The sequence below is a fragment of the Janthinobacterium darwini genome, from assembly GCF_051380905.1.
Lineage (GTDB): Bacteria > Pseudomonadota > Gammaproteobacteria > Burkholderiales > Burkholderiaceae_D > Janthinobacterium.
Map to the genome: position 1 here is coordinate 227,203 of NZ_JBNYXX010000003.1, position 23,510 is coordinate 250,712.

20 protein-coding genes are annotated in these 23,510 nt (G+C 63.0%); 11 read left to right on the forward strand and 9 right to left on the reverse strand.

Annotation, left to right across the window (positions count from 1 at the left end):
- Positions 1-88: 88 nt before the first annotated feature.
- Both bla and ACQ4WZ_RS19410 read right to left on the reverse strand, forming a co-directional pair.
- Complete coding sequence (bla, locus tag ACQ4WZ_RS19405) at positions 89-982, reverse strand: class A beta-lactamase (protein ID WP_436574268.1); 894 nt, start codon at positions 980-982, stop codon at positions 89-91.
- Positions 975-3,656, reverse strand: a complete 2,682-nt coding sequence (locus ACQ4WZ_RS19410; protein ID WP_436574269.1) for a hybrid sensor histidine kinase/response regulator — start codon at positions 3,654-3,656, stop codon at positions 975-977. Before ACQ4WZ_RS19410 ends, bla begins: the two co-directional genes overlap by 8 nt.
- Between ACQ4WZ_RS19410 and ACQ4WZ_RS19415 the strand changes: the two genes are divergently transcribed.
- Together ACQ4WZ_RS19415 and ACQ4WZ_RS19420 are read left to right on the forward strand one after the other, a co-directional pair.
- Entirely contained in the window at positions 3,655-3,867 is a 213-nt protein-coding gene (locus ACQ4WZ_RS19415) for a hypothetical protein (RefSeq protein WP_436574270.1), read from the forward strand. The genes ACQ4WZ_RS19410 and ACQ4WZ_RS19415 overlap by 2 nt on opposite strands.
- Positions 3,868-4,176: 309 nt before the next feature.
- Positions 4,177-6,408, forward strand: coding sequence for a TonB-dependent receptor (locus ACQ4WZ_RS19420; RefSeq protein ID WP_436574271.1), 2,232 nt, complete (start codon positions 4,177-4,179; stop codon positions 6,406-6,408).
- Positions 6,409-6,484: 76 nt separating this feature from the next.
- Here the strand turns inward: ACQ4WZ_RS19420 and gluQRS are convergent, their stop codons facing one another.
- The 4 genes from gluQRS to ACQ4WZ_RS19440 form a co-directional block, all read right to left on the reverse strand.
- Complete coding sequence (gene gluQRS, locus ACQ4WZ_RS19425) at positions 6,485-7,429, reverse strand: tRNA glutamyl-Q(34) synthetase GluQRS (RefSeq protein ID WP_436574465.1); 945 nt, start codon at positions 7,427-7,429, stop codon at positions 6,485-6,487.
- A gap of 72 nt (positions 7,430-7,501) precedes the next feature.
- Complete coding sequence (locus ACQ4WZ_RS19430) at positions 7,502-7,936, reverse strand: type VI secretion system baseplate subunit TssF (RefSeq protein ID WP_436574272.1); 435 nt, start codon at positions 7,934-7,936, stop codon at positions 7,502-7,504.
- A gap of 78 nt (positions 7,937-8,014) precedes the next feature.
- A complete protein-coding gene (locus ACQ4WZ_RS19435) occupies positions 8,015-8,827 on the reverse strand; it encodes an outer envelope protein (RefSeq protein WP_133994187.1) in 813 nt (270 codons plus the stop codon).
- A gap of 206 nt (positions 8,828-9,033) precedes the next feature.
- Entirely contained in the window at positions 9,034-9,246 is a 213-nt protein-coding gene (locus tag ACQ4WZ_RS19440; RefSeq protein WP_133993952.1) for a hypothetical protein, read from the reverse strand.
- A gap of 22 nt (positions 9,247-9,268) precedes the next feature.
- Here ACQ4WZ_RS19440 and ACQ4WZ_RS19445 point away from each other — a divergent pair, with 22 nt between their 5' ends.
- From ACQ4WZ_RS19445 to ACQ4WZ_RS19470, 6 genes are all read left to right on the forward strand, one after another.
- Complete coding sequence (locus ACQ4WZ_RS19445; RefSeq protein ID WP_436574273.1) at positions 9,269-10,783, forward strand: ABC transporter ATP-binding protein; 1,515 nt, start codon at positions 9,269-9,271, stop codon at positions 10,781-10,783.
- Positions 10,776-11,852, forward strand: coding sequence for an ABC transporter permease (locus ACQ4WZ_RS19450; protein WP_101484124.1), 1,077 nt, complete (start codon positions 10,776-10,778; stop codon positions 11,850-11,852). Before ACQ4WZ_RS19445 ends, ACQ4WZ_RS19450 begins: the two co-directional genes overlap by 8 nt.
- On the forward strand, positions 11,845-12,774 hold the full coding sequence (locus tag ACQ4WZ_RS19455; RefSeq protein WP_133993948.1) for an ABC transporter permease: 930 nt from the start codon (positions 11,845-11,847) through the stop codon (positions 12,772-12,774). The genes ACQ4WZ_RS19450 and ACQ4WZ_RS19455 overlap by 8 nt, the downstream gene beginning before the upstream one ends.
- Positions 12,775-12,859: 85 nt before the next feature.
- Positions 12,860-13,936 (forward strand): BMP family ABC transporter substrate-binding protein, encoded by a 1,077-nt coding sequence (locus tag ACQ4WZ_RS19460; protein ID WP_436574274.1) that lies wholly within the window; start codon positions 12,860-12,862, stop codon positions 13,934-13,936.
- Between the two features lie 121 nt (positions 13,937-14,057).
- The gene (locus tag ACQ4WZ_RS19465) at positions 14,058-14,894 is read left to right on the forward strand and encodes an HDOD domain-containing protein (RefSeq protein ID WP_101484127.1); all 837 of its coding nucleotides are present in this window, start codon (positions 14,058-14,060) and stop codon (positions 14,892-14,894) included.
- Positions 14,895-15,030: 136 nt separating this feature from the next.
- Positions 15,031-16,671: a M28 family peptidase gene (locus ACQ4WZ_RS19470; RefSeq protein WP_436574275.1), complete on the forward strand. Its 1,641-nt coding sequence runs from the start codon at positions 15,031-15,033 to the stop codon at positions 16,669-16,671.
- A 43-nt stretch (positions 16,672-16,714) separates the two neighbouring features.
- Here ACQ4WZ_RS19470 and ACQ4WZ_RS19475 read toward each other — a convergent pair whose 3' ends face one another.
- Complete coding sequence (locus ACQ4WZ_RS19475) at positions 16,715-17,941, reverse strand: MFS transporter (RefSeq protein ID WP_436574276.1); 1,227 nt, start codon at positions 17,939-17,941, stop codon at positions 16,715-16,717.
- Between the two features lie 184 nt (positions 17,942-18,125).
- Positions 18,126-19,124 (reverse strand): LLM class flavin-dependent oxidoreductase, encoded by a 999-nt coding sequence (locus tag ACQ4WZ_RS19480; RefSeq protein ID WP_436574277.1) that lies wholly within the window; start codon positions 19,122-19,124, stop codon positions 18,126-18,128.
- Positions 19,125-19,340: 216 nt separating this feature from the next.
- Here ACQ4WZ_RS19480 and ACQ4WZ_RS19485 point away from each other — a divergent pair, with 216 nt between their 5' ends.
- The 3 genes from ACQ4WZ_RS19485 to ACQ4WZ_RS19495 all read left to right on the forward strand — a co-directional run bounded on the left by ACQ4WZ_RS19485 (position 19,341) and on the right by ACQ4WZ_RS19495 (position 22,913).
- Positions 19,341-20,846 (forward strand): dipeptidase, encoded by a 1,506-nt coding sequence (locus ACQ4WZ_RS19485; protein WP_436574278.1) that lies wholly within the window; start codon positions 19,341-19,343, stop codon positions 20,844-20,846.
- Positions 20,847-21,040: 194 nt separating this feature from the next.
- Positions 21,041-22,168 carry a M24 family metallopeptidase gene (locus tag ACQ4WZ_RS19490; protein WP_436574279.1) on the forward strand — a complete coding sequence of 376 codons (1,128 nt, stop codon included), beginning with the start codon at positions 21,041-21,043 and terminating at the stop codon, positions 22,166-22,168.
- Positions 22,169-22,634: 466 nt separating this feature from the next.
- Entirely contained in the window at positions 22,635-22,913 is a 279-nt protein-coding gene (locus tag ACQ4WZ_RS19495) for a hypothetical protein (RefSeq protein ID WP_101484133.1), read from the forward strand.
- A gap of 20 nt (positions 22,914-22,933) precedes the next feature.
- Here the strand turns inward: ACQ4WZ_RS19495 and ACQ4WZ_RS19500 are convergent, their stop codons facing one another.
- Positions 22,934-23,359: a VanZ family protein gene (locus tag ACQ4WZ_RS19500; protein ID WP_436574280.1), complete on the reverse strand. Its 426-nt coding sequence runs from the start codon at positions 23,357-23,359 to the stop codon at positions 22,934-22,936.
- Positions 23,360-23,510 lie beyond the last annotated feature (151 nt).

Here is a 23,510-nt window from a genome sequence, read left to right on the forward strand (position 1 = left end):
CCTGCGATGCTCACTGTGCTACAGCACAGCTCCGCTCTCGGCGACAGCTCCCTTCCGCTCGCAACGGTTTTATCAGGGTTGGATCTAATCAGACCAGCGCGGACGCCACGATGCGCGTGGCGGTCGTGATGATGTCCTGATTCGTGTCCGCTTTTTTCTGTTCGCGTGTGTAGTACACGGCGATGACCAGCGGTGCGCCGCTGGCCGGGTAGGCGACGCCGATATCGTTGACGCTGCCATACGCTCCCGAGCCCGTTTTATCGGCCACCTGCCAGCCAGCCGGTACGCCGGCGCGGATGCGCTTGTCGCCTGTCGTGTTGCCGCGCATCCAGGCGTCGAGCTGCTGGCGCTGCGGCGCCGGCAAGCTATTTCCCAGTAATAATTGCTGCAAGCTGTGCGCCATTGACGCGGGACTGGCCGTGTCGCGCACTTCGCCGGGGATGGCACTATTGAGTTCCGTTTCCCAGCGCTCCAGCTGGAATACCGTATTGCCGATGCTGCGCGCAAACGCCGTCACGGCTTGCGGCCCGCCTAATAATGTCATCAAGAAATTGGCTGCGCTATTGTCGCTGTACTGCAAGGTGGCGGCGCACAGGTCCGCCACGGTCATGCCGTCGGCCAGATGCTTTTCCGTGATGGGCGAATACGTGACCAGTTCTTTTTTCTCGTAACGCACGTGCTGATCCAGCAAACCCGGCTGGCTGACGCTGCGGGCAAGCACGGCGGCCGCCAGCATCGCCTTGAAGGTGCTGGCCAGGGGAAAGCGTTCGTCGGCGCGATAGGCAATGCGCAGTTCGCTGCCCTGGCGCCAGGCGGCAACGCCGAGGCGTCCGCCTGCGGCCTGTTCCAGCGCGGCCAGTTGCGTGTGGGCGGCGACGAGGCTGGTGGCGGGCGCGGCAAACAGCAGCGATGTCGGGCACAGCAGGGCGGCACCGCTGGCCAGCAGGAGGTGGCGGCGGAGTTGGTTTGGGGATTCAGTCATGGTCTGTCGCTGTCTTTGGTGTGGAAAGGGTGGCCAGCAGTTCGCCGATGGCGAGCAGGTTGGCCGGCTTGGTCAGATGATAGTCGAAGCCGGCCGCGCTCGATTGGCTGCGGTCGTCTTCGGCGCCCCAGCCCGTCAATGCGACGAGCACGACGTTGGCGCCGGCCGGTATCCTGCGCAGCGCGCGCGCCACTTCGTAGCCGTTCATGCCGGGCAGACCGATGTCGAGGAAGATAACGTCTGGCAAAAATTGCGGCGCCGCGGCCAGGGCTTGCGCGCCGTCGTGGGCCACTTGCGTGGCATGGCCCATCATGTCGAGCACGGCGGCGAGGGTATCGGCCGCATCCACATTGTCGTCGACCACCAGCACGCGGAATTGGGGACCATGGGCGGCGCTGGCGCTGGCGGGGGCGGCCGGTGCGGCGGGCGCTGCCGCTTCCTCCTCCAGCAGGGGCAGGCGCACGATGAAAGTACTGCCCAGGCCCGCGCCGGCACTGGCCGCCGTGGCACTGCCGCCATGCAGCTCTGCCAGGCGCCGCACCAGCGACAGGCCGATGCCCAGGCCGCCCTGAGCCCTGCCCATGTTTTGCGACACCTGGGTAAACATGTCAAACACAGTCGTGATCGACTCGGCGGGGATGCCTACGCCGCTATCCTTGACCTCGATCAAGGCCTCGCTGCCATCGCGTACCGCGCGCAAGCTGATATGGCCGCCGGCGGGCGTGTACTTGGCGGCATTGTTGAGCAAATTGCCCAGCACTTGCGCCAGCCGCGTGGGGTCGGCCTCGAGCGGCAGCGCCTGCTCGTCGAGTTGCACCTGCAACTGGTGGTGGCCCGCTTCGATCAGCGGCATGCTTGTTTCCACGGCGCTGGCGATGATGGTTTTCAAGTCTGCACGTTCCAGCTTGAGTTCGATCTGGCCCCGCGTGATGCGGGCCACGTCCAGCAAATCATTGACCAGGTGCACCATCTGATTGACTTGCCGCTCCATCACGTCGCGCACTCTTGCCACCGTGGCGGGTTTGTCGGCCGCCAGGCGCATGATTTGCAAGCCGTTGCGGATGGGCGCCAGCGGGTTGCGCAATTCGTGCGCCAGGGTGGCCAGGAATTCCGTCTTGCGCCGGTCCATCTCGGACAGATTGTCCGCCAACTGGCGCAATTGCTGCTCCGAGCGCTTGCGCTCGCTGATGTCGCTGAACAGTATCGTCAGCAGGCGGCTGCCGGGGCCGCCCAGGCGCGCGGCGAAGACTTCGAACCAGCGCTCCATGGCCACGGCTTCGTTTTCATAGCGCACGGGCTCGCCGGTTTTGACGACCTGGTCGTACAGGTCGAACCAGTGCTGGTCGTGGTCGGGCACGAAGCTGCGGATGGTCTTGCCGATGGCATTGTCCAGGCCAGACTGCTTGACGAAGGCGGCGTTGCCTTCCATGTAGCGAAAATCGATGGGGTGGCCTTGCTCGTCGTACAGCATTTCAATGACGCAAAAGGCCTGGTCCATCAGCTCGATCAGGGTGCGGTAGCGTTCCTCGCTGCGGCGCAGCGCATCTTCCACCTGTTTCTGGCGCGTGATGTCGAGCAGGACGCCTGGAAATTGCAAGGGCGTGCCATCGGGTGCGTATTCCGCGCGGCCCCGCGCGATGACCGAGCGGTACTGGCCATCGCCGGTACCGATGCGGTAGCTGGCCTCGAACGGCGTGTGCGCATGCACTGCCTGGCTTATCTGCGCGCTGACTTGCTCGCGGTCATCGGGATGGATGATGCCCAGGTAGCGCGCCAGCGGCGCTGCCGTGGCCGCTTCGGCATTGACGGAGAACAAGCGCGCCATATTGCTGTCGGCCGTGACCCGGTCGGCCACGATGTTCCAGTTCCAGGTGGCCACTTCACCGGCCTCCAGAGTCAGGCGCAGGGTTTCCTCGTTTTGCTTGCTGGCCGTCAAGTCGAGCGAAATGCCGGACAGGGTGATCACGTTGCCGGCGCCGTCGCTGGTGCAGGTGCCGCGCATGTGCGCCCAGTGCAGCGCGCCATCGGGCCAGCGCACGCGGATATCGATGTCGAAATCGCTGGCGCTGGCGATGGCTGCATGCATCACCGTTTGCCAGTGCTGCAGGTCGCCGTCGAGCATGGCGCTTGTCAGTTGCGCGTAGTCCATGTGGCTGGCAGGCGGCAGGCCCAGATTGGCCTTGAACGCATCGGAGCAGGCCATGCTGCCGCTGCCCAGGTCGATCTCCCACGTGCCCATGCGGCCGCCCTTCATGGCCAGGCGCAACTGCTGCTCCGTCTGTCTTTGCTGCGTCACGTCGCAATGCGAACCCAGCCATTCAACGATGCTGCCGTCGGGCGCCAGCACAGGCAGCATGCGCACGACCATATTGCGGTAAGTGCCGCTGACGTGGCGCAGCCGGTATTCCGCTTCGAACACGCTGGTCAGGTGCGATGGCATGACGTAAGGCAAGTTGCGGTCATCCGGATGCAGGGCATTGAGCCAGCCGCGGCCCAACAGTTCGGCCTCGGTCTGGCCCGTGAAGGCGCGCCAGGAAGGCTGGTCGGCATCGAACTGGCCGAAGGTTTTCGTGCTCCAGACGATGTCGCAATGGGCGCCCAGCAGTAAATGTGCGGCCTGGGCGGCGGCGATGGAGGACGGGACGGCGTTGCTGGGCTGGCTCGGTTCTGGCATGGAGGCGATCGACGATGGTGCGGGGTACCGCCGCCGCACTGGGATGGGGCGGCATGGCAGCTCAATTCTGGCGATATTACAACTATTTTTACGCTCTGGGCTGTCTTGCAGGATGCCCATTCTGCTTTCTGCAGGCCACGAGAAAAAATCGCGTCCTGCGGAAAATCTTCGGGTGAAACAGCAAGGCAAGGGCGCTATTGTGGCTGAATAACCACTAGTCGGGCCATTATGTTGATGAATGAATATTTTACATAACAATATTCTTGCAGCGCATAAGGCGCTTGAATTAAATTGGCGCCTTACTCAAAAGTTGGTGTTCATCAGACATCCCAGAGATGCGGCCAGACCGCTGTCAGCTTGGACGACAGCCAGGGCAGAGCCAGTGACGCCAGGTGCGGAGAAACATCCGCTCGCGCTGCTGCACCGTGATGGTGCATACGATCATCCAGCGCCGTACATAAGCCGGAGACAAGTTGGAAGACAGATTTCGCAATTCTTTTTTAAACTTCTGGGAAACAACATGATCAAGATGTCCAAGATGCACCAGCGTTTGTGCGCCAAAAGCGCCGCCATGCTGGCACTGTCCGCTGCCTTGCCTATCGGCTCGGCGTATGCAGATGAAGTCGCTGCTGATACGACCCCTGCCGCCAGCCAGCTGGAAACCGTGACCGTGACGGCGCAGCGCCGCAAGGAAAATATCCGCGATGTGCCCGTCTCCGTGTCGCTGTTGCGCGACGAGAAGCTCGACGTGCTGGTGTCCGGCGGACAAGACATTCGCGTGCTGGCTGGCAAAGTGCCTAGCCTGAACGTGGAATCGTCGAATGGCCGCACCTTCCCCCGCTTTTACATCCGCGGCTACGGCAATACCGACTTCAACATCTTTGCATCGCAACCTGTTTCCCTGATTTACGACGATGTCGTGCAGGAAAATCCTATCCTCAAGGGTTATCCGATTTTCGACGTGGCTGGCGTGGAAGTGCTGCGCGGCCCGCAAGGCACCTTGTTCGGCCGCAATACCCCTGCCGGCGTGGTCAAGTTCGAATCCGTCAAGCCGAACCTGGACAAGGTTGAAGGCTATTACAACGTTTCCACCGCCACGCACAACACCAGCAATTTCGATGGCGCCGTCAACGTGCCGCTGAGCAAAGAATGGGCGCTGCGCTTTTCGACCCTGCGCCAGCACCGCGACGACTACGTCGACAATACCTTTTCGAGCCAGAAAAACGCGCTGGACGGCTACAACGAACACGCCGAACGCGTGCAACTGCTGTACGCACCGAACACCATGTTCAATGCCCTGTTCAATGTGCACCAGCGCAATACGACTGGCAGCGCGCGCATCTTCTACGCCAACATGATCAAGCAAGGCACGAACGACATCGTCGATGGTTTCGACCCGAACAAGTCGTTTACGAATGCACCGAACTTCCAGCGCCTGCGCACCAATGGCGCCAGCGCCCGCCTGAGCTGGGACCTGGACGGCGTCAAGCTGTACTCGATCACCGGCTTTGAACAGGTCGGCAATTACGTGTCGCATGGCGATATCGATGGCGGCACGCCGACGGGCCCCGGCTTCATTCCTTTCCAGGTTGAAACGGCCGGCGGCATCACCAGCGTGAAACAATACTCGCAAGAATTCCGCGCCGAATCGAAGAATGCCGGTCCGCTCAACTGGCAGGCTGGCGTGTATTACTTCAATGAAGATGCCAACGGTTTCACGGACAACTTCAATACCGACACGCATGTGCTGACCACGCACCTGGCCAGCCGCCAGAAGAACTCGGCCTGGGCAACGTTTGGTTCCGTCAACTACGCCGTCAACGATGACTTCATGCTGCGCGCCGGTTTGCGCTATACCAAGGACAAGAAAGATTTCAACACGGTGGAAGCGACCAACATCGTGCAGGTCAACCCGACCAGCGCCGATGTCAGCAAAGCCAAGGTCAACTGGGACTTGAGCGGTACCTACAAGTACAACAAGGACGTGAACTTCTACGGCCGTATCGCCACCGGTTTCCGCGCACCAAGTATCGCCCCAGCCAGCACCAGCGTGCCTGTCACCGTGGCCGATGCGGAAACGATCACCTCGTTCGAAGCGGGTATCAAGGCTGACCTGTTCGAGCGCCGCGCCCGCGTCGCTTTCAGCCTGTACAACTACCAGGTGAAGAACCAGCAATTGACGGTGGTGGGCGGCACCTCGAACGTCACGCGTTTGATCAATGCAGCCAAGACGAATGGCCGTGGCGCGGAACTGGAACTGGAAGGTTTTGTCACGCCTAGCCTGAAGATGTCCCTGGGCGGCAGCTACAACTTCACGGAAATCAAGGATCCTAGCCTGTCGATCGCCACCTGCGCCCAAACGCGTTGCACCGTGACCGATCCGCTGACCACGGGCAACCGCGCCATCATCGACGGCAATCCATTGCCGCAAGCGCCGAAGTGGACGATCACCGCCACGGGCCGCTATTCGATCCCGATGGAAAACGGCGAATTCTTCGTCTTCACGGACTGGGCTTACCGCAGCAAGATCAATTTCTTCCTGTATGAAGCAACCGAGTTCACCGGCAAGCCGATGGTCGAAGGTGGCTTGCGCGTAGGCTACACCTGGGATGCCGGCAAGTATGAAGTGGCCGCTTTTGGCCGCAACATCACCGATACCCAGCGTATCACCGGCGCCATCGACTTCAACAACCGCACGGGCTTCATCAATGAGCCACGTCAATTTGGTGTGCAATTCAAGGGCAACTTCTAATTGCCCGATACCAGGCGCCGGCCCTTGCGGCCAGCGCCTGCTTCAACCCGCCCGGTTTGCGCCGCGGCGGGTTTTTTTATGCCCGCTCGGGAAGCTGCGCCAGCCGCTGCGCCCAGGCGGGAACGGCTTGCCGCCAGAAGTCTTCCAGGCTCTCGGCGCGCACGTCGAGGCCGAGGAAGCGGGCAGCCGGCAGCAGTGCCGATGCCAGCAGTTCGGCGGCATGCGTGCCCGTGTCGAAGGCGAGGGCGCCTGTCTGCTTCGATAGTTTCTCGCCGCTGTCATTGTTGACGACAGGCACGTGCAGAAAGCCCGGATGCGGCAAGCCCAGCACATCCTGCAGATACAGCTGGCGCGGCGTGGAATCGAGCAAATCCGCCCCGCGCACCACCTGCGTGATGCCCTGTGCGCCATCATCGACCACCACGGCCAGCTGATACGCCCAGTAACCATCGCCGCGCAGCACGATGAAGTCGCCCACTTCGCCAGCCAGGTCCTGCTGCTGCTGCGGACCATGCCAGCGGTCGGTAAAACCATACACGGCTTGCGTGCCCTCTGGCACGCGCAGCCGCAGGGCCCGCGCCGCCTTGCCCGGCGCCAAGCCGTGGCGGCAAGTGCCCGGATACACGGCGGCCCCGTTCTTGTGCATACCCGCCTGCAGCACCGAATCGTGGATCTCCTTGCGCGAACAGCCGCACGCATACACGAGGCCATCATCCTGCAACTGCTTCAGCGCCGCCTCGTACAGCGGCAGCCTGCGGCTCTGCCACGTCGCCTCGCCATCCCACGTCATGCCGCAGCGTTGCAGGGTCGCCAGGATCGCCATATCGGCACCCTCGACATTGCGGTCATAGTCCAGGTCCTCGATGCGCAATAGCCACGTGCCGCGATGAACCTTGGCATCGAGATAGCTGGCCATGGCGGCAACGAGCGAGCCCATGTGCAGGGGACCGGAGGGGGAGGGGGCGAAGCGGCCGATGTAGGGTGCGGTGGACAGGGGCATACGGATGAAGGTTGTTGACAGTAGTGATACGTGCTGGTGTGGCTATGAGCGATGACGCATCCAAGTATCGTTCAGAGTGATTTTCAAGTCAAATTACGGCCCTGTTTCATATGTGGCCAGAAATCGCTGGCCGACTGTAGCAATAGCGAACACAAGCGTTTCGTGCGGCCGCAAGGTGCCATCGATGGTGTGTTTATTCAGCGCGACGTAGGCGCCTGCACCGTGCAGTAGCAGGGCGTCGAGCAGGGCCGCGCGCACGGACGGTACGCCATTGGCAAACAGGCGCAGGCTGGAAAAACCCGGTTGACCCAGATGGTACTGAGCGCTGCTGCTGGTGAATTGAATGCTGAGCAAGGCGCTGGCGCCAGCATACAGGCGCAGGCCGGGCGGCGCATTGATGATGGGCGAAAAGTGCCGGCGCGAAATGGCCAGCGTTGCCAGCATCAGGTCATACGCGCTGGCAAACTCGCGCGTGTACTGGCGAAACAAACCCAGCTCGCGCTCGTAATATGGCAATAGTTGTTCCACGGTCGCGCTCTCCGCCTACTGGAAAGCTCCATGCTGGCATCAGGCACGAGCGTGGGTGTTGATGCGTGACAATGATTCTTAGAAATGGTACTCCGCGCGTATCATCGGCGTCTTCGCCGTCTGGCCCACATTGCCCGTGGTGGCGGGCGAGTTGCCGAACTTGTTCTTCCAGTACTGGTATTCCAGGCCCACGCGGAAGGTGTTCTTGGCGCTGCCCAGGGCAGCACCCACGTCGTACATCACTTGCATGTCGATATTCGTTTCCACCGCCGTGTCGCGTCCCACTTCATCCTTGCCTTTGGAATCGATGAGGTTAAAGAAACCTTCGAACGAGAACAGCGGCGACAGGGGAATGGCCCAGGCGCCCGCCAGCATGGCGTGCGTTTTATACGTGTAGCGTCCCGTCACTTGCGAGATGGGCGGGAAGGCGCCGCTGGGGGCGTTGCTTTCACGCAGCAACAGCAGGCTGGTGTTGAAGAAGCCGGGCACGTCCCACATCAGCGTGGGGCCGGCCACCAGCATGCGCTTGCGCGAGTTGTAGCCGACGTCATTTTTCGTGTTGACGTCAAAGCCCAGGGTGACGCCGACGCCGCGCACGGGGCCGAACTTGATGTCGCTGCCGCGCACCTTGCCGATGTCGATGGTGTTGCGGTACACCAGGTACGCCTCTTGCGCGCCGGAAGTCTTGCCCAGTGCGCCAGGGTCCTTGCTGTCGGACAGCAGGAAATCCAGGTTGACGAAGTTGCTGCCGTATTTGTAGCCGCTGGCATGCGTGATCGCAAAGATGTTTTTCTTGATGTCGTCCGGATTGAACGGCTCGCGGTAATCATTGCCGGCGCGCCAGCTCAGCGCGGTATCGCTCCATTCGGCAGCCTGGGCGGTCGCGCCCACGCCGAGGGTAGTAGTGAGGCAGAGCAACAGACACGGTATGGTTTTTGGCACTTTCGGCTCCTGATGGCGGTGTTGAAAAACGGATATTCGGGATGGCAGGGGGCGTAGCCCGCATGAAGCGCTGCGATGGAACATATTGCGCACCGTTCAATCCATGATGCGAGCATCGCCGCACCGGACGATATGTATTTTCTGCATAGTTACTATCATTTTCTGCATATAATCATCGCACCTTCTCGCCCTTGCGGGGCAAGGCGGCTGCTGTAAAGCTGATAATTTTTTTCAAAATTGTATACAGGTGTTGTTTTTTTGCGGAAATAGAAATGCGCGCCGCCACGCCTGCCCCCAAGCGCTGCGGATGCCGATACGATAGAGACACCAGCTTGATTTATCCCACCGGCGACGATGCCGGCGACCATGCAGCGAGGCACGAAAAAAACAATGACGGCACGCCTGGAATTACACGACATCAGCAAGCGCTATCCGTCCGTGGTAGCCAATGACGGCATCCACCTGACCGTGGCGCCAGGACAGATTCACGCCGTGCTCGGAGAAAACGGTGCCGGCAAATCGACTTTGATGAAAATCATTTACGGTGCAGTGCAACCCGATGGTGGCCGCATCCTGTGGAATGGCCGCGAGGTCGAGATCGCCAATCCGTCGGCTGCGCGCGCGCTGGGCATCGCCATGGTGTTCCAGCACTTTTCCTTGTTCGACACGCTCACCGTGACGGAAAACATCGCCCTCGGCTTGCCCGCCGGTACCAACATGGCGGAACTGGCGCAGCGCATCGAAGCGACGGCGCGCCAGTACGGCCTGGACCTGGAACCGCAACGCCACGTGCACACGCTTTCCGTCGGCGAATGCCAGCGCGTGGAAATCGTGCGCGCCCTGCTGGCCAAGCCGCAACTGTTGATCCTCGACGAACCGACGTCCGTGCTGACGCCGGGCGCCGTGGAGAAACTGTTTGGCACCTTGCGTCAACTGGCGGCCGAAGGCTGCAGCATTCTGTACATCAGCCACAAACTCGACGAGATCCGCGCCCTGTGCCATACCTGCACGGTGGTGCGCTCCGGCAAGAACGCGGGCGTGTGCGACCCATCGCAAGAGTCTGCGGCCAGCCTGTCGCGCATGATGATCGGTGCCGAGCCGCCCGCAGTCAAGCGCGTGGCGCGCACGCCCGGTGCCGTCATGCTGAGCGTGCGGCAGCTGGACTTGCCGAAGAGCCATCCGTTCGCCACGCAGTTGACGGACATCAATTTCGACGTGCGCGCGGGCGAGATCGTCGGCATCGCTGGCGTGTCCGGTAATGGCCAGCAGGAATTGCTGGCCGCCCTGTCGGGCGAAGACATGCGCGCGGCCCCCGCCAGCATCGTCCTGAACGGCACGCAGGCGGGACGCTTGCCGCCGGGACGCCGGCGCGCCCTGGGCTTCGGCTTTGTGCCGGAGGAGCGACTGGGGCGGGGCGCCGTGCCCGACATGGGGCTGGCCGACAACGTGTTGCTCAGCTTGCAGACACCAGCCACCATCCGCCATGGCTTCGTGCGCCACAAGGTCATCGCGCAGCGGGCGGCGGCCATCATCGCCCGCTTCCAGGTGAAGGCGGGCGGGCCGCAAGCGCTGGCGCGCAGCCTGTCGGGTGGCAACTTGCAGAAATACATAGTCGGACGCGAAGTCATGCGCGAGCCCACCGTGCTGGTGGTGGCGCAGCCGACCTGGGGCGTGGACGTGGGCGCGGCCGCGCAAATCCGCGCCGAATTGCTGGCGCTGCGCGACGCGGGCTGCGCCCTGCTGGTGGTATCGGAGGAACTCGATGAATTGTTCGAGATCAGCGACCGCCTGCTGGTGATGGCAAAAGGAAAAATTTCACCGTCCCTGGAGGTGGGCGGCGCCAGCGTGACCCTCGTGGGGCAATGGATGAGCGGGCTGTGGCCGCAGGAGGTAGTCCATGGCTAAGTTCGCCTTGCGTCTCGAAGCCCGTCCCACACCGTCGCGGCTGATGTCGTGGCTGTCGCCCGTGCTGGCCGTGCTGCTTACCGTGCTGTGCGGCGCCTTGCTGTTTCTGGCGCTGGGACACGATCCGCTGGCCGGCCTTGCCGTCTTTTTTGTGGAACCCTTGCGCGACGCGCACGGGTGGTCCGAACTGGGCCTCAAAGTGGCGCCCTTGCTGCTGATTGCCGTCGGCCTGGCCATCTGCTTTCGCGCCAATATTTATAACATCGGCGCGGAAGGGCAACTGACCCTGGGCGCCATCTGCGGCGGGGCGGCGGCCTTGTACCTGGACGATGGCGTGGGAAGTGCGGCCATCATCGGCGTTTCCTTGCTGGCCGGCATGCTGGGCGGCATGGCCTGGGCGGGCTTGGTGGCGTGGTTGCGCGACCGCTATAACGCCAGCGAAATCCTCGTCTCGCTGATGCTGGTCTACATCGCGCAATTGCTGCTCAGCTATCTGGTGTACGGCGTGCTGCGCGACCCGGAAGGGTTTAACTTCCCTCAATCGAAACTGTTGTCGGACGGTTTGCTGTTGCCGATGGTGATCAGCGATACGCGCTTGCACGTGGGCATCGTGTTTGCCTTGCTGGCTTCCCTGGGCGGCTGGCTGTACTTATCCAGAAGCATCTCCGGCTTCCGCCTGCGCGTGGGCGGCATGGCACCTGCCGCCGCCCGGTATGCGGGCTTTTCTTCGCGCAAGACTTTATGGTCGTCCCTGCTGATCTGCGGCGCCCTGTCCGGCCTGGCCGGCGCGTGCGAAGTGCTGGGGCCGATGGGGCAGTTGACGCCCACGGTCTCGCCCGGCTACGGCTTTGCCGCCATCATCGTCGCTTTCGTGGGGCGGTTGCATCCCGTGGGCGTGATCTTCTCCAGCTTTGTCATGGCCCTGTTCTATATCGGCGGCGAACTGGCGCAATCACGCCTGGGCTTGCCCAGCGCAATCACGGGCGTGTTCCAGGGCATCTTGCTGTTCGCCTTGCTCGCTTGCGATGTGCTGATCCAATACAAACTGCGCTGGAGAAAACATGGATAACCTGGCCCTGACGATAGCGCCCTTGATTGCCGCCAGCATCAATGCGGGCACGCCGCTGATGCTTGCCGCGCTGGGGCTGCTCGTCAATGAAAAGGCGGGCGTGGTGAACCTGGGCGCGGAAGGCATGATGCTGGTATCGGCCATCACGGGCTTTGCCGTGGCCGTCAACACGGGCAGCCCCACCCTGGGATTTCTGGCGGGGGCGGGCGCCAGCATGGTCTTGTCCGGCTTCTTTGCCTGGCTGACCGTGTGGCTGGGCACGAACCAGTATGCGACGGGCCTGGCCCTGTCGCTATTTGGTGCGGGCGCGTCCACGTACATCGGCCTGAACTATGTGGGCAACAGCTTGCACAACGGCCGCTTCGGCATCCCCTTCCTGGAAGACATTCCCGTGCTGGGGCCGGCCCTGTTCCGCCAGCATGCGATGGTGTATTTGTCCCTGTTGCTGTGCCTGGCCATCGCCTGGTTTTTGTACCGCACGCGGGCGGGCCTGGTGCTGCGCGCGGTGGGCGAGTCGCCAGCGTCCGCGCATGCGCTCGGTTACCCTGTGCGCCGCATCCGCCTGGCAGCCGTGCTGTTTGGCGGCGCCTGCTGCGGCCTGGCCGGCGCCTTTTTGTCGCTTGTCTACACGCCGCTGTGGGTCGAGGGCATGGTGGCGGGACGCGGATGGATCGCGCTGGCGCTGACCACGTTCGCCACCTGGCGCCCGGCGCGCGTGGTGGGGGGCGCCTATCTGTTTGGCGGCATCACGATATTGACCTTCCATGCGCAGGCGCTGGGCGTGCCCGTCGCCTCGCAACTGCTGTCGATGCTGCCGTATGTGGCGGCCATCGTCGTGCTGGTGTTGATCTCCAGCAATGCCAATTACATCAAGCTGAACATGCCTGCTTCACTGGGCAAGAATTTCAATCCGGGCAGCTAGCCCGTACCGTGCCCAGGCGCGCCGTCACTCCCCCGCGGCGCGCTGTCTTTTTTATTTTCGATGGGGGGCCATCACAAGGAAAACCATGTCCAAGAAACTATTGTGCGCCGCCGTATGCAGTGCTGTTTTGATGCCTGTCATGGCCGCTGCACCCGCCAATGCGCCGCTGAACGTCGGCTTCGTGTATATCAGCCCCATCGGCGACGCGGGCTGGACCACCCAGCACGACCAGGCGCGCAAGGAAATGGAAAAGGCGCTGGGTAACAAGATCAGCACCAGGTTTGTGGAAAACGTGCCGGAAAGCGCCGATGCGGAGCGCGTGATCCGGGACCTGGCGCAAACGGGCAGCAAGCTGGTCATCACGACCTCGTTCGGCTACATGAATCCCACCTTGAAAGTGGCGAAGCAATTTCCCAATGTGAAGTTCATCCACCTGACTGGCTACAAGACGGCGCCGAACGTGGCCAACACCAACGCCCGTTTCTACGAGGGCCGCTACCTGGCTGGCGTGTTGGCCGGCAAGATGAGCAAGACCCATGTGGCCGGTTACGTGGCGGCATTCCCCATCCCGGAAGTGTTGCAAGGAGTTAACGCCTTCACGCGCGGCATGCGCAGCGTCGACCCGAAGGCGGAAGTGAAAGTGGTATGGGTCAATAGCTGGTTCGACCCGGGCAAGGAACGCGACGCGGCCATCACCCTGATGGGCCAGGGCGCCGACGTGGTCACCCACCACACGGACTCGACCGCCGTGGTGCAGGCGGCGGAAGAGAAGGGCAAGTACGCGATCGCCTACCACTCTGACATGAAAAAGTACGGACCGAAGGCGCAGCTGGCTGCCGTCACCCACCATTGGGGCGAGTACTACACGAAGCAGGCGCAAGCCGTGCTGGACGGTACGTGGAAGTCCAGCAGCACCTGGGGCGGCATCAAGGACGGCATGGTCAAGCTGGAAGGCATCAACGCTGCCGTGCCCGCCGATGTGAAACAGTTTGTATTGGCGCGTGAGAAAGACTTGGTAGCTGGCAAGCTTAATCCTTTCAGTGCGCCGATCAAGGATAACGACGGCAAGATGCGCCTGGACAAAGGCGTGCTGGACGATGCAGCGCTGACGAAGATGGATTATTTTGTCGAAGGCGTGGCAGGGAAAGTTTCCGGAAAGTAATAGGTTTGCATATAGACTTGCTGTAATATTGCCGGAAACGGGAGTCGGGCCGGGGATACATGCGCATTCCCGGCCTACCCATAGAGCAGAGCTTGAACAAGCCCGTACCGGAGATCGACCCATGGATAGACTGGAAGTATTCAAGATTATCGCGCTGCAAGCGAGCAAGGGAGAACTGACGTTCCCCGCCAACGTCAAGGCCACCTTGAAGCTGCAGGAAGCGCTGGACGACCCCGATTGCCATATCGAAGCGGCCGCACGGATGGTCATGGCCGAGCCGTTGCTGTCGGCCAGGGTCGTGGCCTTGGCCAACTCGGCCGCCTACAACCGTTCCGGCAATGAAATCGCCAATGTGCGCGCGGCCGTCTCGCGCCTGGGCTTTGCCACCTTGAAGTCGATGGTGGCGTCCGTTATCGTGCGCCAGCTGGGCAGCCAGATCACGGACCCGCAATTGCGCGCCAAGTCCGCCAAGCTGTGGGAACACACGGCCCACGTGGCTGCGTTGAGTCAGGTCATCGCCAAAAAGGTCACGCATGTGGACGTGGAAACGGCCATGTTCGCCGCCATCGTGCATGAAGTGGGCGGCTTTTATCTGCTGTCGCGCGCCGAGGAATATCCTGGCTTGCTCGACGACAACACGGAAGACTGGATCGAATACGGCGAAAAACTGATCGGCCGCGGCGTACTGCGCCAGCTGCAAGTGCCCGACATGGTCTTGCAAGCCGTGGAAGGCATGTGGCACGGCGGTAGCCCGTTTCCGCCCCGCACCCTGGGCGCGACCCTGGTGCTGGCCAATGATTTGTCGCCCGTGGGCTCGCCCCTGCATCCGCCGGAAAGCGCCGCGCGGCGCCAGGCGGCGGCGAAGATCGACTTCGGCATCGGCGGCAGCACCCTGCACACCATCCTCGACGAATCGGCCGAAGAGATCGAATCCCTGGCCGCGGCCTTGCTGGTCTGACGCTCTTCTTTCTGCTATCCCCGCCTTTGCTGCGGGGATTTTTTTCGTCCGCATTTTGATGCGCTTGCCCCATGGCATACAATCGCCGGCCCGGCTATCCGCCGGACCGCTTTCCTCCTCTTACCCAAAGGATTTTATGCAGAAGCTGTTTTCTTCCCTGGCCGCCACCGCCCTCGCTTCCAGCCTGGCGCTGGCATTTTCCGCGCAAGCCGCCGCGCCTGCCGCGCAGGGCTTGCCCATCGTGCAGGAAGCGCCGCTGCGCGCCCACCTGGCCTTCCTGTCCAACGATTTACTGGAAGGCAGGGGCACGGGCCAGCGCGGCGCCGACCTGACGGTGGCTTACCTGGAAACCCAGGCACAGATGGCCGGACTGCAACCCGTGCGTGGCAATAGCTACCGCCAGAGCGTGCAAATTGCCGGCGTGAAGTCCTTGCCACAAGAGAGCAGCCTGCAAGCCGTGGCGGGTGGCAAGAGCGTGCCGCTGGCATTCGGCCCGGACTGGGTCTGGGCCACGGGCGACTCCGTTGCCGCACATTCCTTTGACGCGCCGCTCGTGTTCGTCGGCTACGGCATCACGGCACCGGAAGAGGGCTGGAACGATTTCAAGGGCGCCGATGTCAAAGGCAAGATCGTCGTCATGATGGTCAACGACCCGCAGCCGACCAGTGCCGAGCCGAGCCGCTTCGCTGGCAAGGCGCTGACCTATTACGGCCGCTGGACCTACAAATTCGAAGAAGCCAAACGCCAGGGCGCCGCTGGCGTATTGCTGATCCACACGAAACCGTCCGCTTCGTACGACTGGAGCGTGGTGCAGAACAGCTGGAGCGGCAGCGAGCGCTTTCAATTGGCCGACCGCACCGCCGGCACGCCGCTGCAGGGCTGGATTGCAGAAGATGCGGCGCGCCGTCTGTTTGCGGCCGGTGGCCAGGACCTGGATGCCTTGCGCGCGCAAGCGGAAAGCAAGGACTTCAAGGCCGTCGCATTGAATGCCAAGCTGTCGGGCGAGATGAAGTCCGCCGTGCGCAAGGTGGAGCAGTTCAATATCGCCGGCATGGTGCCGGGCACCGATCCGACATTGAAGGATGAAGCCGTCATTTACAGCGGCCACTGGGACCACCTGGGCAAGCAAGGGGAGACTGGCGACACCATCTACAACGGCGCCGTGGACAACGCTTCCGGTACGGCCGGCTTGCTGGCCATGGCGCAGGAAGCCGTGAAAAAGCCGGCGAAGCGCACGCAGATTTTCCTGTGGGTAGCGGCCGAGGAACAAGGCTTGCTGGGCAGTGCCGCCTACGCGGCTGACCCGTTGTGGCCTTTGAACAAGACGGCCGCCGCGTTGAATCTTGACAGCCTGAACTTTGTCGGCGCCACGCACGACATCGGCGCGCAGGGCAGCGAGCGCACGGAGCTGGGCGCCATGGCCGCTACGGTGGCCAAAGCCATGGGCATGCACATTGCTGCCGCGCGTCCTGACCTGGCCGGCGGCTACTTCCGCAGCGACCATTTCAGCTTTGCCAAGGCGGGCGTGCCCGCGTTTTCCATCAATGGCGGACGCGAGTACATCAAGGACGTGGCAGCGTCGAAAGCCAAGGCGGCCGCCTACGGCCCCCGCTACCATCAAGTGACCGATGAGTACGACGCCAGCTGGGATTTGTCCGGCATGACGCAGCAGGCGCAGTTCACCTTGAACCTGGGGCAGGCCGTGGCGAACGCCGCCAGGATGCCGGCCTGGAAGGCGGGCGATGCGTTTGGCAAGGCGCGTGAGCAAACAAAATAAACCCGGGGTCAGACCCTCAACACCGCCAACATCAAAATTAGCGCTAACTCACCCGGGGGTCTGACCCCAGCTTTCGCTGCTCGAATCGGTACTTGCTCCACACCAGCAGCATCAACAGCGGCATGGCGCCGCCCACCATGCATAGCGCGGGCCAGCCGCCGGCGGCGAAGCTGGCGCTGGCCAGCGCCGAGCCTGCCGAAGCGCCGATGAAGCCACCCGCGATGAAGACGGTGGTCACGCGCGCCCGCGCATGCGGCGCCAGTTTGTAAATGATGGACTGGTGCGTCACTTGCAAGCCCATCACGCCCATGTCCAGCAGGACGATGCCAATCAGCAATAGCACCAGCGAATGGGCGCCAAAGCCGATCAGGGCCCAGCCCGCGATCGAGGCGACGGCCAGCAGCCAGGTGGCCTGGCGCGCGTAGCCGCGGTCGGCCATGCGGCCCGCCGTATTCGCGGCAAAGGCGCCCGTGGCACCGGCCAGGCCGAACAGGCCGATCTGCATTTCCGAATAGTGGTAGGGAGCGCCGCTGAGCAAGAAGGTCAGGCCCGTCCAGAACACGCTGAAGGTGCCCAGGCCCAGGCCCGAGAACAGGGCGCGCTGGCGCAGCAGGGGTTCCTGGCGGATGATGTCGGCCAGCGAGGCCATCAGCTTGCCATATTGCAGCTTGCCACGCGGCGCTTCGTTCGGCAGGATGCGGCGCAGCATGACGAGCAGGGCGGCCACGACGATGGCGGCCAGCACGTAGACGGTGCGCCAGCCGCCGCTGATCTGCGACACGGTGCCGGAGACGGTACGCGCCAGCAAGATGCCCAGCAACAAGCCCGTCATGACGGTACCCACCATGCGGCCCCGGCTGTGATCGGGCGCATACGAGGCCACCATGGCCGTGACCACCATCAAGGCGCTGGCCGTGATCCCCATCAAGACGCTGGCGATGGCAAAGACGATGATGTTCTGACTGGTGGCAGCCAGCAGCAGGGCGCCTATCTTGGCGATCAGCATCCACGTCAGCAACTGGCGGCGGTTCAGCACGTCGCTGAGCGGCACCAGAAACACGATACCCAGCACATAGCCGATTTGCGTGGCCGTGACCAGGTAGCCCGCTTGCGGCACGCTCACGCCAAACGAGGCGGCCAACATGGACGTGAGCGGCTGCACGTAGTACAGGCTGGCGACGAGCACGCCGGCGGACAGGGCGAACAGCAGGATGCGGGTGGCGCTCAGCAGGGTGCTGGCGTCGAGGGAAGGGGGGACTGCAGGTTTCATGCGATACAGCTTTCGAGTGATGCTTTTGGATCAGCATGATAGCGGGGCTGCGCATTTCTTGCCGGGCGCGGCCGATTTTTGCGGCGGGGCGGTGGACAAGACAGCAGGCAAAAAAATCCCGGCGATCGTTGCCGACGGCCGGGAAAAGGGTATAGGGGGATATACCGAGGGAGGAAAATGTCCGTTACTGCTGCTGCGCCAATTCCGCATGCACCTGCGCCGTGATTTCATACGAGCGCAGCCGGTGCTGGTGTTCGAAGATCTGCGAGGTGATCATCAGCTCGTCGGCACCCGTTTCGGCGATGAAGGCGGCCATCTTTGCCTTCACCGTCTCCGGCGCGCCGATGGCCGTGCAGGAAAGGACGGAGTCGAGCATGGCGCGTTCCTGCGGACCCAGCTGTTCCAGATAGCCGGGCACGGGCGGCTGCAAGCGTGACGGGCGGCCCGTGCGTAGGTTGACGAAGGCTTGCTGCATCGAGGTGGCGCGCAGGTGCGCCTCGGCATCCGTGTCGGCGGCAAACACATTGAAGCCCAGCATCACGTACGGTTTGGCCAGTTGTTTTGAAGGCTTGAAGTGTTCGCGGTAATACGCCACGGCTTGCATCATCATTTGCGGCGCGAAGTGCGAGGCGAAGGCGTATGGCAAGCCCAGGTGCGCGGCCAGCTGGGCGCCGAACAGGCTCGACCCCAGTATCCACACGGGCACTTTCGCGCCCTTGCCGGGCACGGCCAGCACGCGCTGGCGCGGCTCGTCGGACATATAGTCGATCAATTCCAGCACGTCTTGCGGAAACTGCTCCGCGTCGGACTGCAGGTCGCGGCGCAGCGCGCGCGCCGTCGTCTGGTCGGAGCCGGGCGCGCGGCCCAGGCCCAGATCGATGCGGCCCGGGTGCAGCGCTTCCAGGGTGCCGAACTGTTCCGCGATGACCAGCGGCGAGTGGTTCGGCAGCATGACGCCACCGGCGCCCACGCGAATGGTCTTGGTGCCGGCCGCCACATGGGCGATCACGACCGCCGTGGCGGCGCTGGCGATGCCGGGCATGCCGTGGTGTTCGGCCAGCCAATAGCGGTTGTAGCCCCAGCGTTCGCCGTGCTGCGCCAGGTCCAGCGTGTTCTTGAATGACTGGCTGGCGTTGCTGCCTTCAGCGATGGGCGCGAGGTCGAGTAAGGAAAATGGAATCATGGTAGCGATATCGGGACGTGGTGGAAAATCACAATGGACGATTTGTCTATCCCCTGATGCTGGCAGGGTCACCCTGGACAGCGTGGCGGGGAAGACAGGCTGCGCACATGATAATGCGAATCGGGAATTTGCGTACTGATCGGTAAAAAACTCATGCTGATTGGAAATCGGTGCGGGCGATGCTAGAGTGGGCCTCCCCACTTTATGCACCCCGCCATGTTCAAGAAACCCCTCCTGCTGTCCCTGCTAGCCCTGATGCTGCAGCCCTCCGTTCACGCCGCCCCCGTCAGCTTGCAGGCGCAGGACACGGCACGCCATGCGCTGGCCACCTATCCCGAAGCGCTGATCGCCAGCCTGGCAAAAATGGTCAGTTTCAACACGGTGGCCGATCCGGCCGTGCCGTTTGCCGACAATCCCCAGCACACGGGCTTCAAGCGCTACCTGGCCGCCGAGGCGCAGCGCCTCGGTTTCGACTTCCACGATCATGGCCACGTACTGGTTATCGGCATGGGCAAAGGCAGCGAAAGGGTGGGTGTGATCACGCACGGCGATGTGCAGCCCGTCAATCCCGCCAAATGGGCCCGCTCACCGTTCGAACTGGACCGTACCAGCGAAGCTGGAAAACTGCTGGGACGGGGCACGGAAGACGACAAGGGCCCCATCGCCACGGCCCTGTATGCGATGAAAGCCATCCAGGACAAACAGATACCGCTGAACAAGCGCATCGAGCTGTACGTCTACATGGCCGAGGAATCGGACTGGGAACCGTTGAAACAGTTCTTGAAAACCCACACGCCGCCGCAGGTGAACATCACCATCGATGCGGAATATCCGGTGGTGACGGCCGAGAAGGGCTACGGTTCGATCAAGCTGGCCTTGCCGCCGCGCACGGCACTGCCAGCCGATGGCGGCCCCGTGCTGACGCGGCTGACGGGCGGCTTTTTCGGCAGCCAGATTCCGGAAGATGCAATCGCCGTCATCGCGCACGCTCCGGCGGCGCTGGAAGCGGCCATCCGCGCCCGTGCGCAGGGCCAGCAGGGCATGCGCTACAGCTATGCGCGCGCTGGCGACACCCTGACGGTGACGGCGCTGGGCGTGTCGGCCCACTCGTCGAAACCGGAAGATGGCGTCAACGCCATCAGCATGCTGGCCGACGCGCTGGCCGTGCAGCCTTGGCAGGGCACGCAGGCGGCCGACATGCTGTCATTCCTGAATGAACTGGTGGGTACGGGCATCTACGGCGAGCGCTTTGGCCAGATCGCTTACCGCGACGGTTTCATGGGGCCGATGACGGTGGCGCCTACCGTGCTCAAACAAGATGGCAGCACGCTGGAACTGAACATCAATTTGCGCCGTCCGCAAGGCAAGACGGCGGCCGTGCTGCAGCAGCAGGTGACGGCCGCCTTCGATGCCTGGAAGGCGCGGCGCCAGGTGCCGGCCGCGCTGCAGGTGCAGATCGGCGAGCCGTGGCTGCAGACGGGCGCGCCGCAGATTCCCACTTTATTGTCCGTCTTCGAGCATTACACGGGCATGGCGAATCCGCAACCGGTGGCGATTGGCGGCGGCACCAATTCACGGCTGTTTCCAAACGCCGTCAGCTTCGGCCCGGCCATGCCGCACACGGTGTATACGGGGCATTCCGAACACGAGTTCATCACGGAAAAACAGCTGCTGCTGAACTTGCAGATGTACACGGCCGTGCTGATCGAGCTGGCGAAATAGCTGCTTGCAAAAATAGAAGGAAGTCATAGACTGCAAGCCTGAGACGAATCCAGGCGCCGAACTTTTTATGCGCATGCCGGTCTTACGTCTGTATGCAGGAAGGGAGCAGCTATGCATGAACAACAGGAGGCCCGGCAGGCGCCAGGCATGCCAGGCGGGGTGGTGCCGAGCCTGAACCCGAGTCAGGAGTGGTCATGAACTGGCCGCTGGAAATGGAAGTGGCGCACAAGCTGGCGCAGATGCGGGGCTGGCTGGAACAGGAGCGTGCCGGTGCCGTGCGCCTGCGCGGCGTGGACTGGTTTGCGTGGGCCACGGCGGGCGCGTCGAACAGCCATAGCCATACGGCCGAGTGCGGCTGCGCGGAAGTGCTGGTGACGCGCGACGCCAACTACATCCTGACGGACGAAGCCGAAGCCATGCGCATGCGCGACGAGGAAGTGCGCGGGCCATGGACGTGGCAAGTGTCGCCCTGGATGCAGCCGCAGTTGTATGAATTGCGCGAGCATTTCGTGCAGCATGCGGCCGGTGGTGCGCCTGTATTGTCCGACCGGGCAGGCTTGCACGAACGCAGCCTGCCCGTGGCCTTGCGCGAAGAGCGGCTGGTGCTGCTGGAATCGGAGCAGCAGCGCTATCGCCAGGTCGGTCAGCTGGCCGCCGGGGCCGCCGCCGATGCGCTGCGCCAGGCCCGACCCGACTGGAGCGAGCAGGAACTGGCCGCCGCCTGCGTGCGCGCCCTGTGGCTGCGGGGCTTGCAGGCCGTACACGTGCTGGTCAGCGGCGAGGCGCGCCAGCACCGGTATCGGCGCGCGCCGCCGGCCCAGGTGGTGCTGGGCAGGCAAGCCGTGCTGGCCCTGTGCGCACGGCGTTTCGGCCTGTGCGCTAGTCTCAGCCGTCAACGGCGCTTCGGCCCCGCGCAGCGTCGCGTTGATGGCGCGGCGGTGGCCATGGACGATGCCGATGCCGCCATGCTGGCGCTGGAAGCGGTGGCGCTCGACGCTTGCGAAACGGGCCATACGCTGAGCATGGTGTATCACGCGCTCGACAGCGCCTACGCGTATGCAGGCCAACCCGACGCAGTGCGCACCAGCAGGCAGGGCGGCATCCATGGCTACCTGGCGCCCGAAGTGGCGGCCGGCGCGCACACGGAAATCATCCTCAAGCGTGGCATGGCGCTGGCCTTCCACCCCAGCCTGCCCGGCAGCACGGTGGAAGACACCTTTCTGCTCGACGGCAAGCAATTGCATAACCTCACGCACGACCCGGCCTGGCCTTCGGCCGTGGTGCAGGGGCGCAGCCGGCCGCTGACACTGGCCATGGCCTGATGCGGCCATGTGCGCAGCGGCAAGCATCGGCAAGCCCCGGCATCGATCAATAGCGCTGCATCATGCCTTTTGCATGCTGACCCGGTCGTCGATCTGGAAGGCGAACCGGGTATTTTGCGTGAAGGTGCGCGTCGTGCCGTCGTCCAGGTGCAAGGTGACGCGGTACAGCCCATGCCCGCCACCCCCTGCGTGCTGCCGCCCGCGTGCATGCCAGGCAGGTCGGCAGCAGCGTTGTTTTCAATCTCAGCTTGGTCTGCTCATGGTCGAACACGCAGGATCGTCACCTGCGCTGATACGGATGGCAGCGATTGCTACATGAAGAGCATGGCGGCGCAGGGATGTTCGGCAGCCGTCATGAGCGATTGAGCTAGATCAAGCGTCTCATTGCTGTGCTTGGTATAAACGATGCTGGTAATCACTAGGTCGTGCGCCTGCACGTTTCCTCACTGTTGATTCGGGAGAAAAAATGTCATCTGGTCCTACCGCAAAACTGATCGATGAGTTGGTGCTGGCCGTAGTCGGCACCGCGCGCGATGCCCGTGCGCGCCATGTACTGGCCCAGGCCTTGCATGGTCTGGTGCGGCTGGCGCGTTCGGAGCACTTGCTGGACATGCAGCGTGATGCTGCACGCGCCGTGAGCGCCGGCAGCCGGCGCGAGACGCGCGCCCTGATGCGGCGCCTGGGCACGCGTAGCCAGGGGCAGTTGCCGCTGGCATTGCAGGATTGCGAAGCGGACCGTGCCTGACTGGCTGGCATTGCCCCAGTTCAGATTCCAGGCTGCGCTGCGTCCTTGCCAAGGGCGGCGACGACCATTTTTGGCCAGAGGAAACACAGAGGCAGGCAGACCACCGCTGCGGCCGTGATATCGACCACCCAGTCGCTCACGGCGCCATGGCGGTAAGGCAGGAAACTCTGGATGAATTCGTCCAGCGCGCCCATGGCCGCCACCATCAGCACCGACAACAGCGCCCGGCGGGTCATGCCGCCGCCCGTGCCGCTGAACAGGATCAGGGCCAGCACGCCATAGCCGAAGGAATGCAGTACGCCGCCCGAGGCATATTGGCCCACGTCAGCGCGCATGCCGGGTATGTCGCCGATCAGAATCACCAGCGAGTACAACACCAGGGCCGTGCGGTAGCGCAGGCGTGCGTGGCGGTCGGCAAAACAGAGTTCAAGCAAGGGTGCAGGCATGATGCGTCAGGACGGTGGAAAGGCAGTCACAATATCATGTGCATGGCGGACCCTTGTGTTTTTGCGCAGGAGCTTGTCTTGCAGGCAAAAAAAAGGCCCGCGGGGACGCGGGCCAAAAACCCAAATGAGTGGGTCAAGAGTTGAGAGTTGC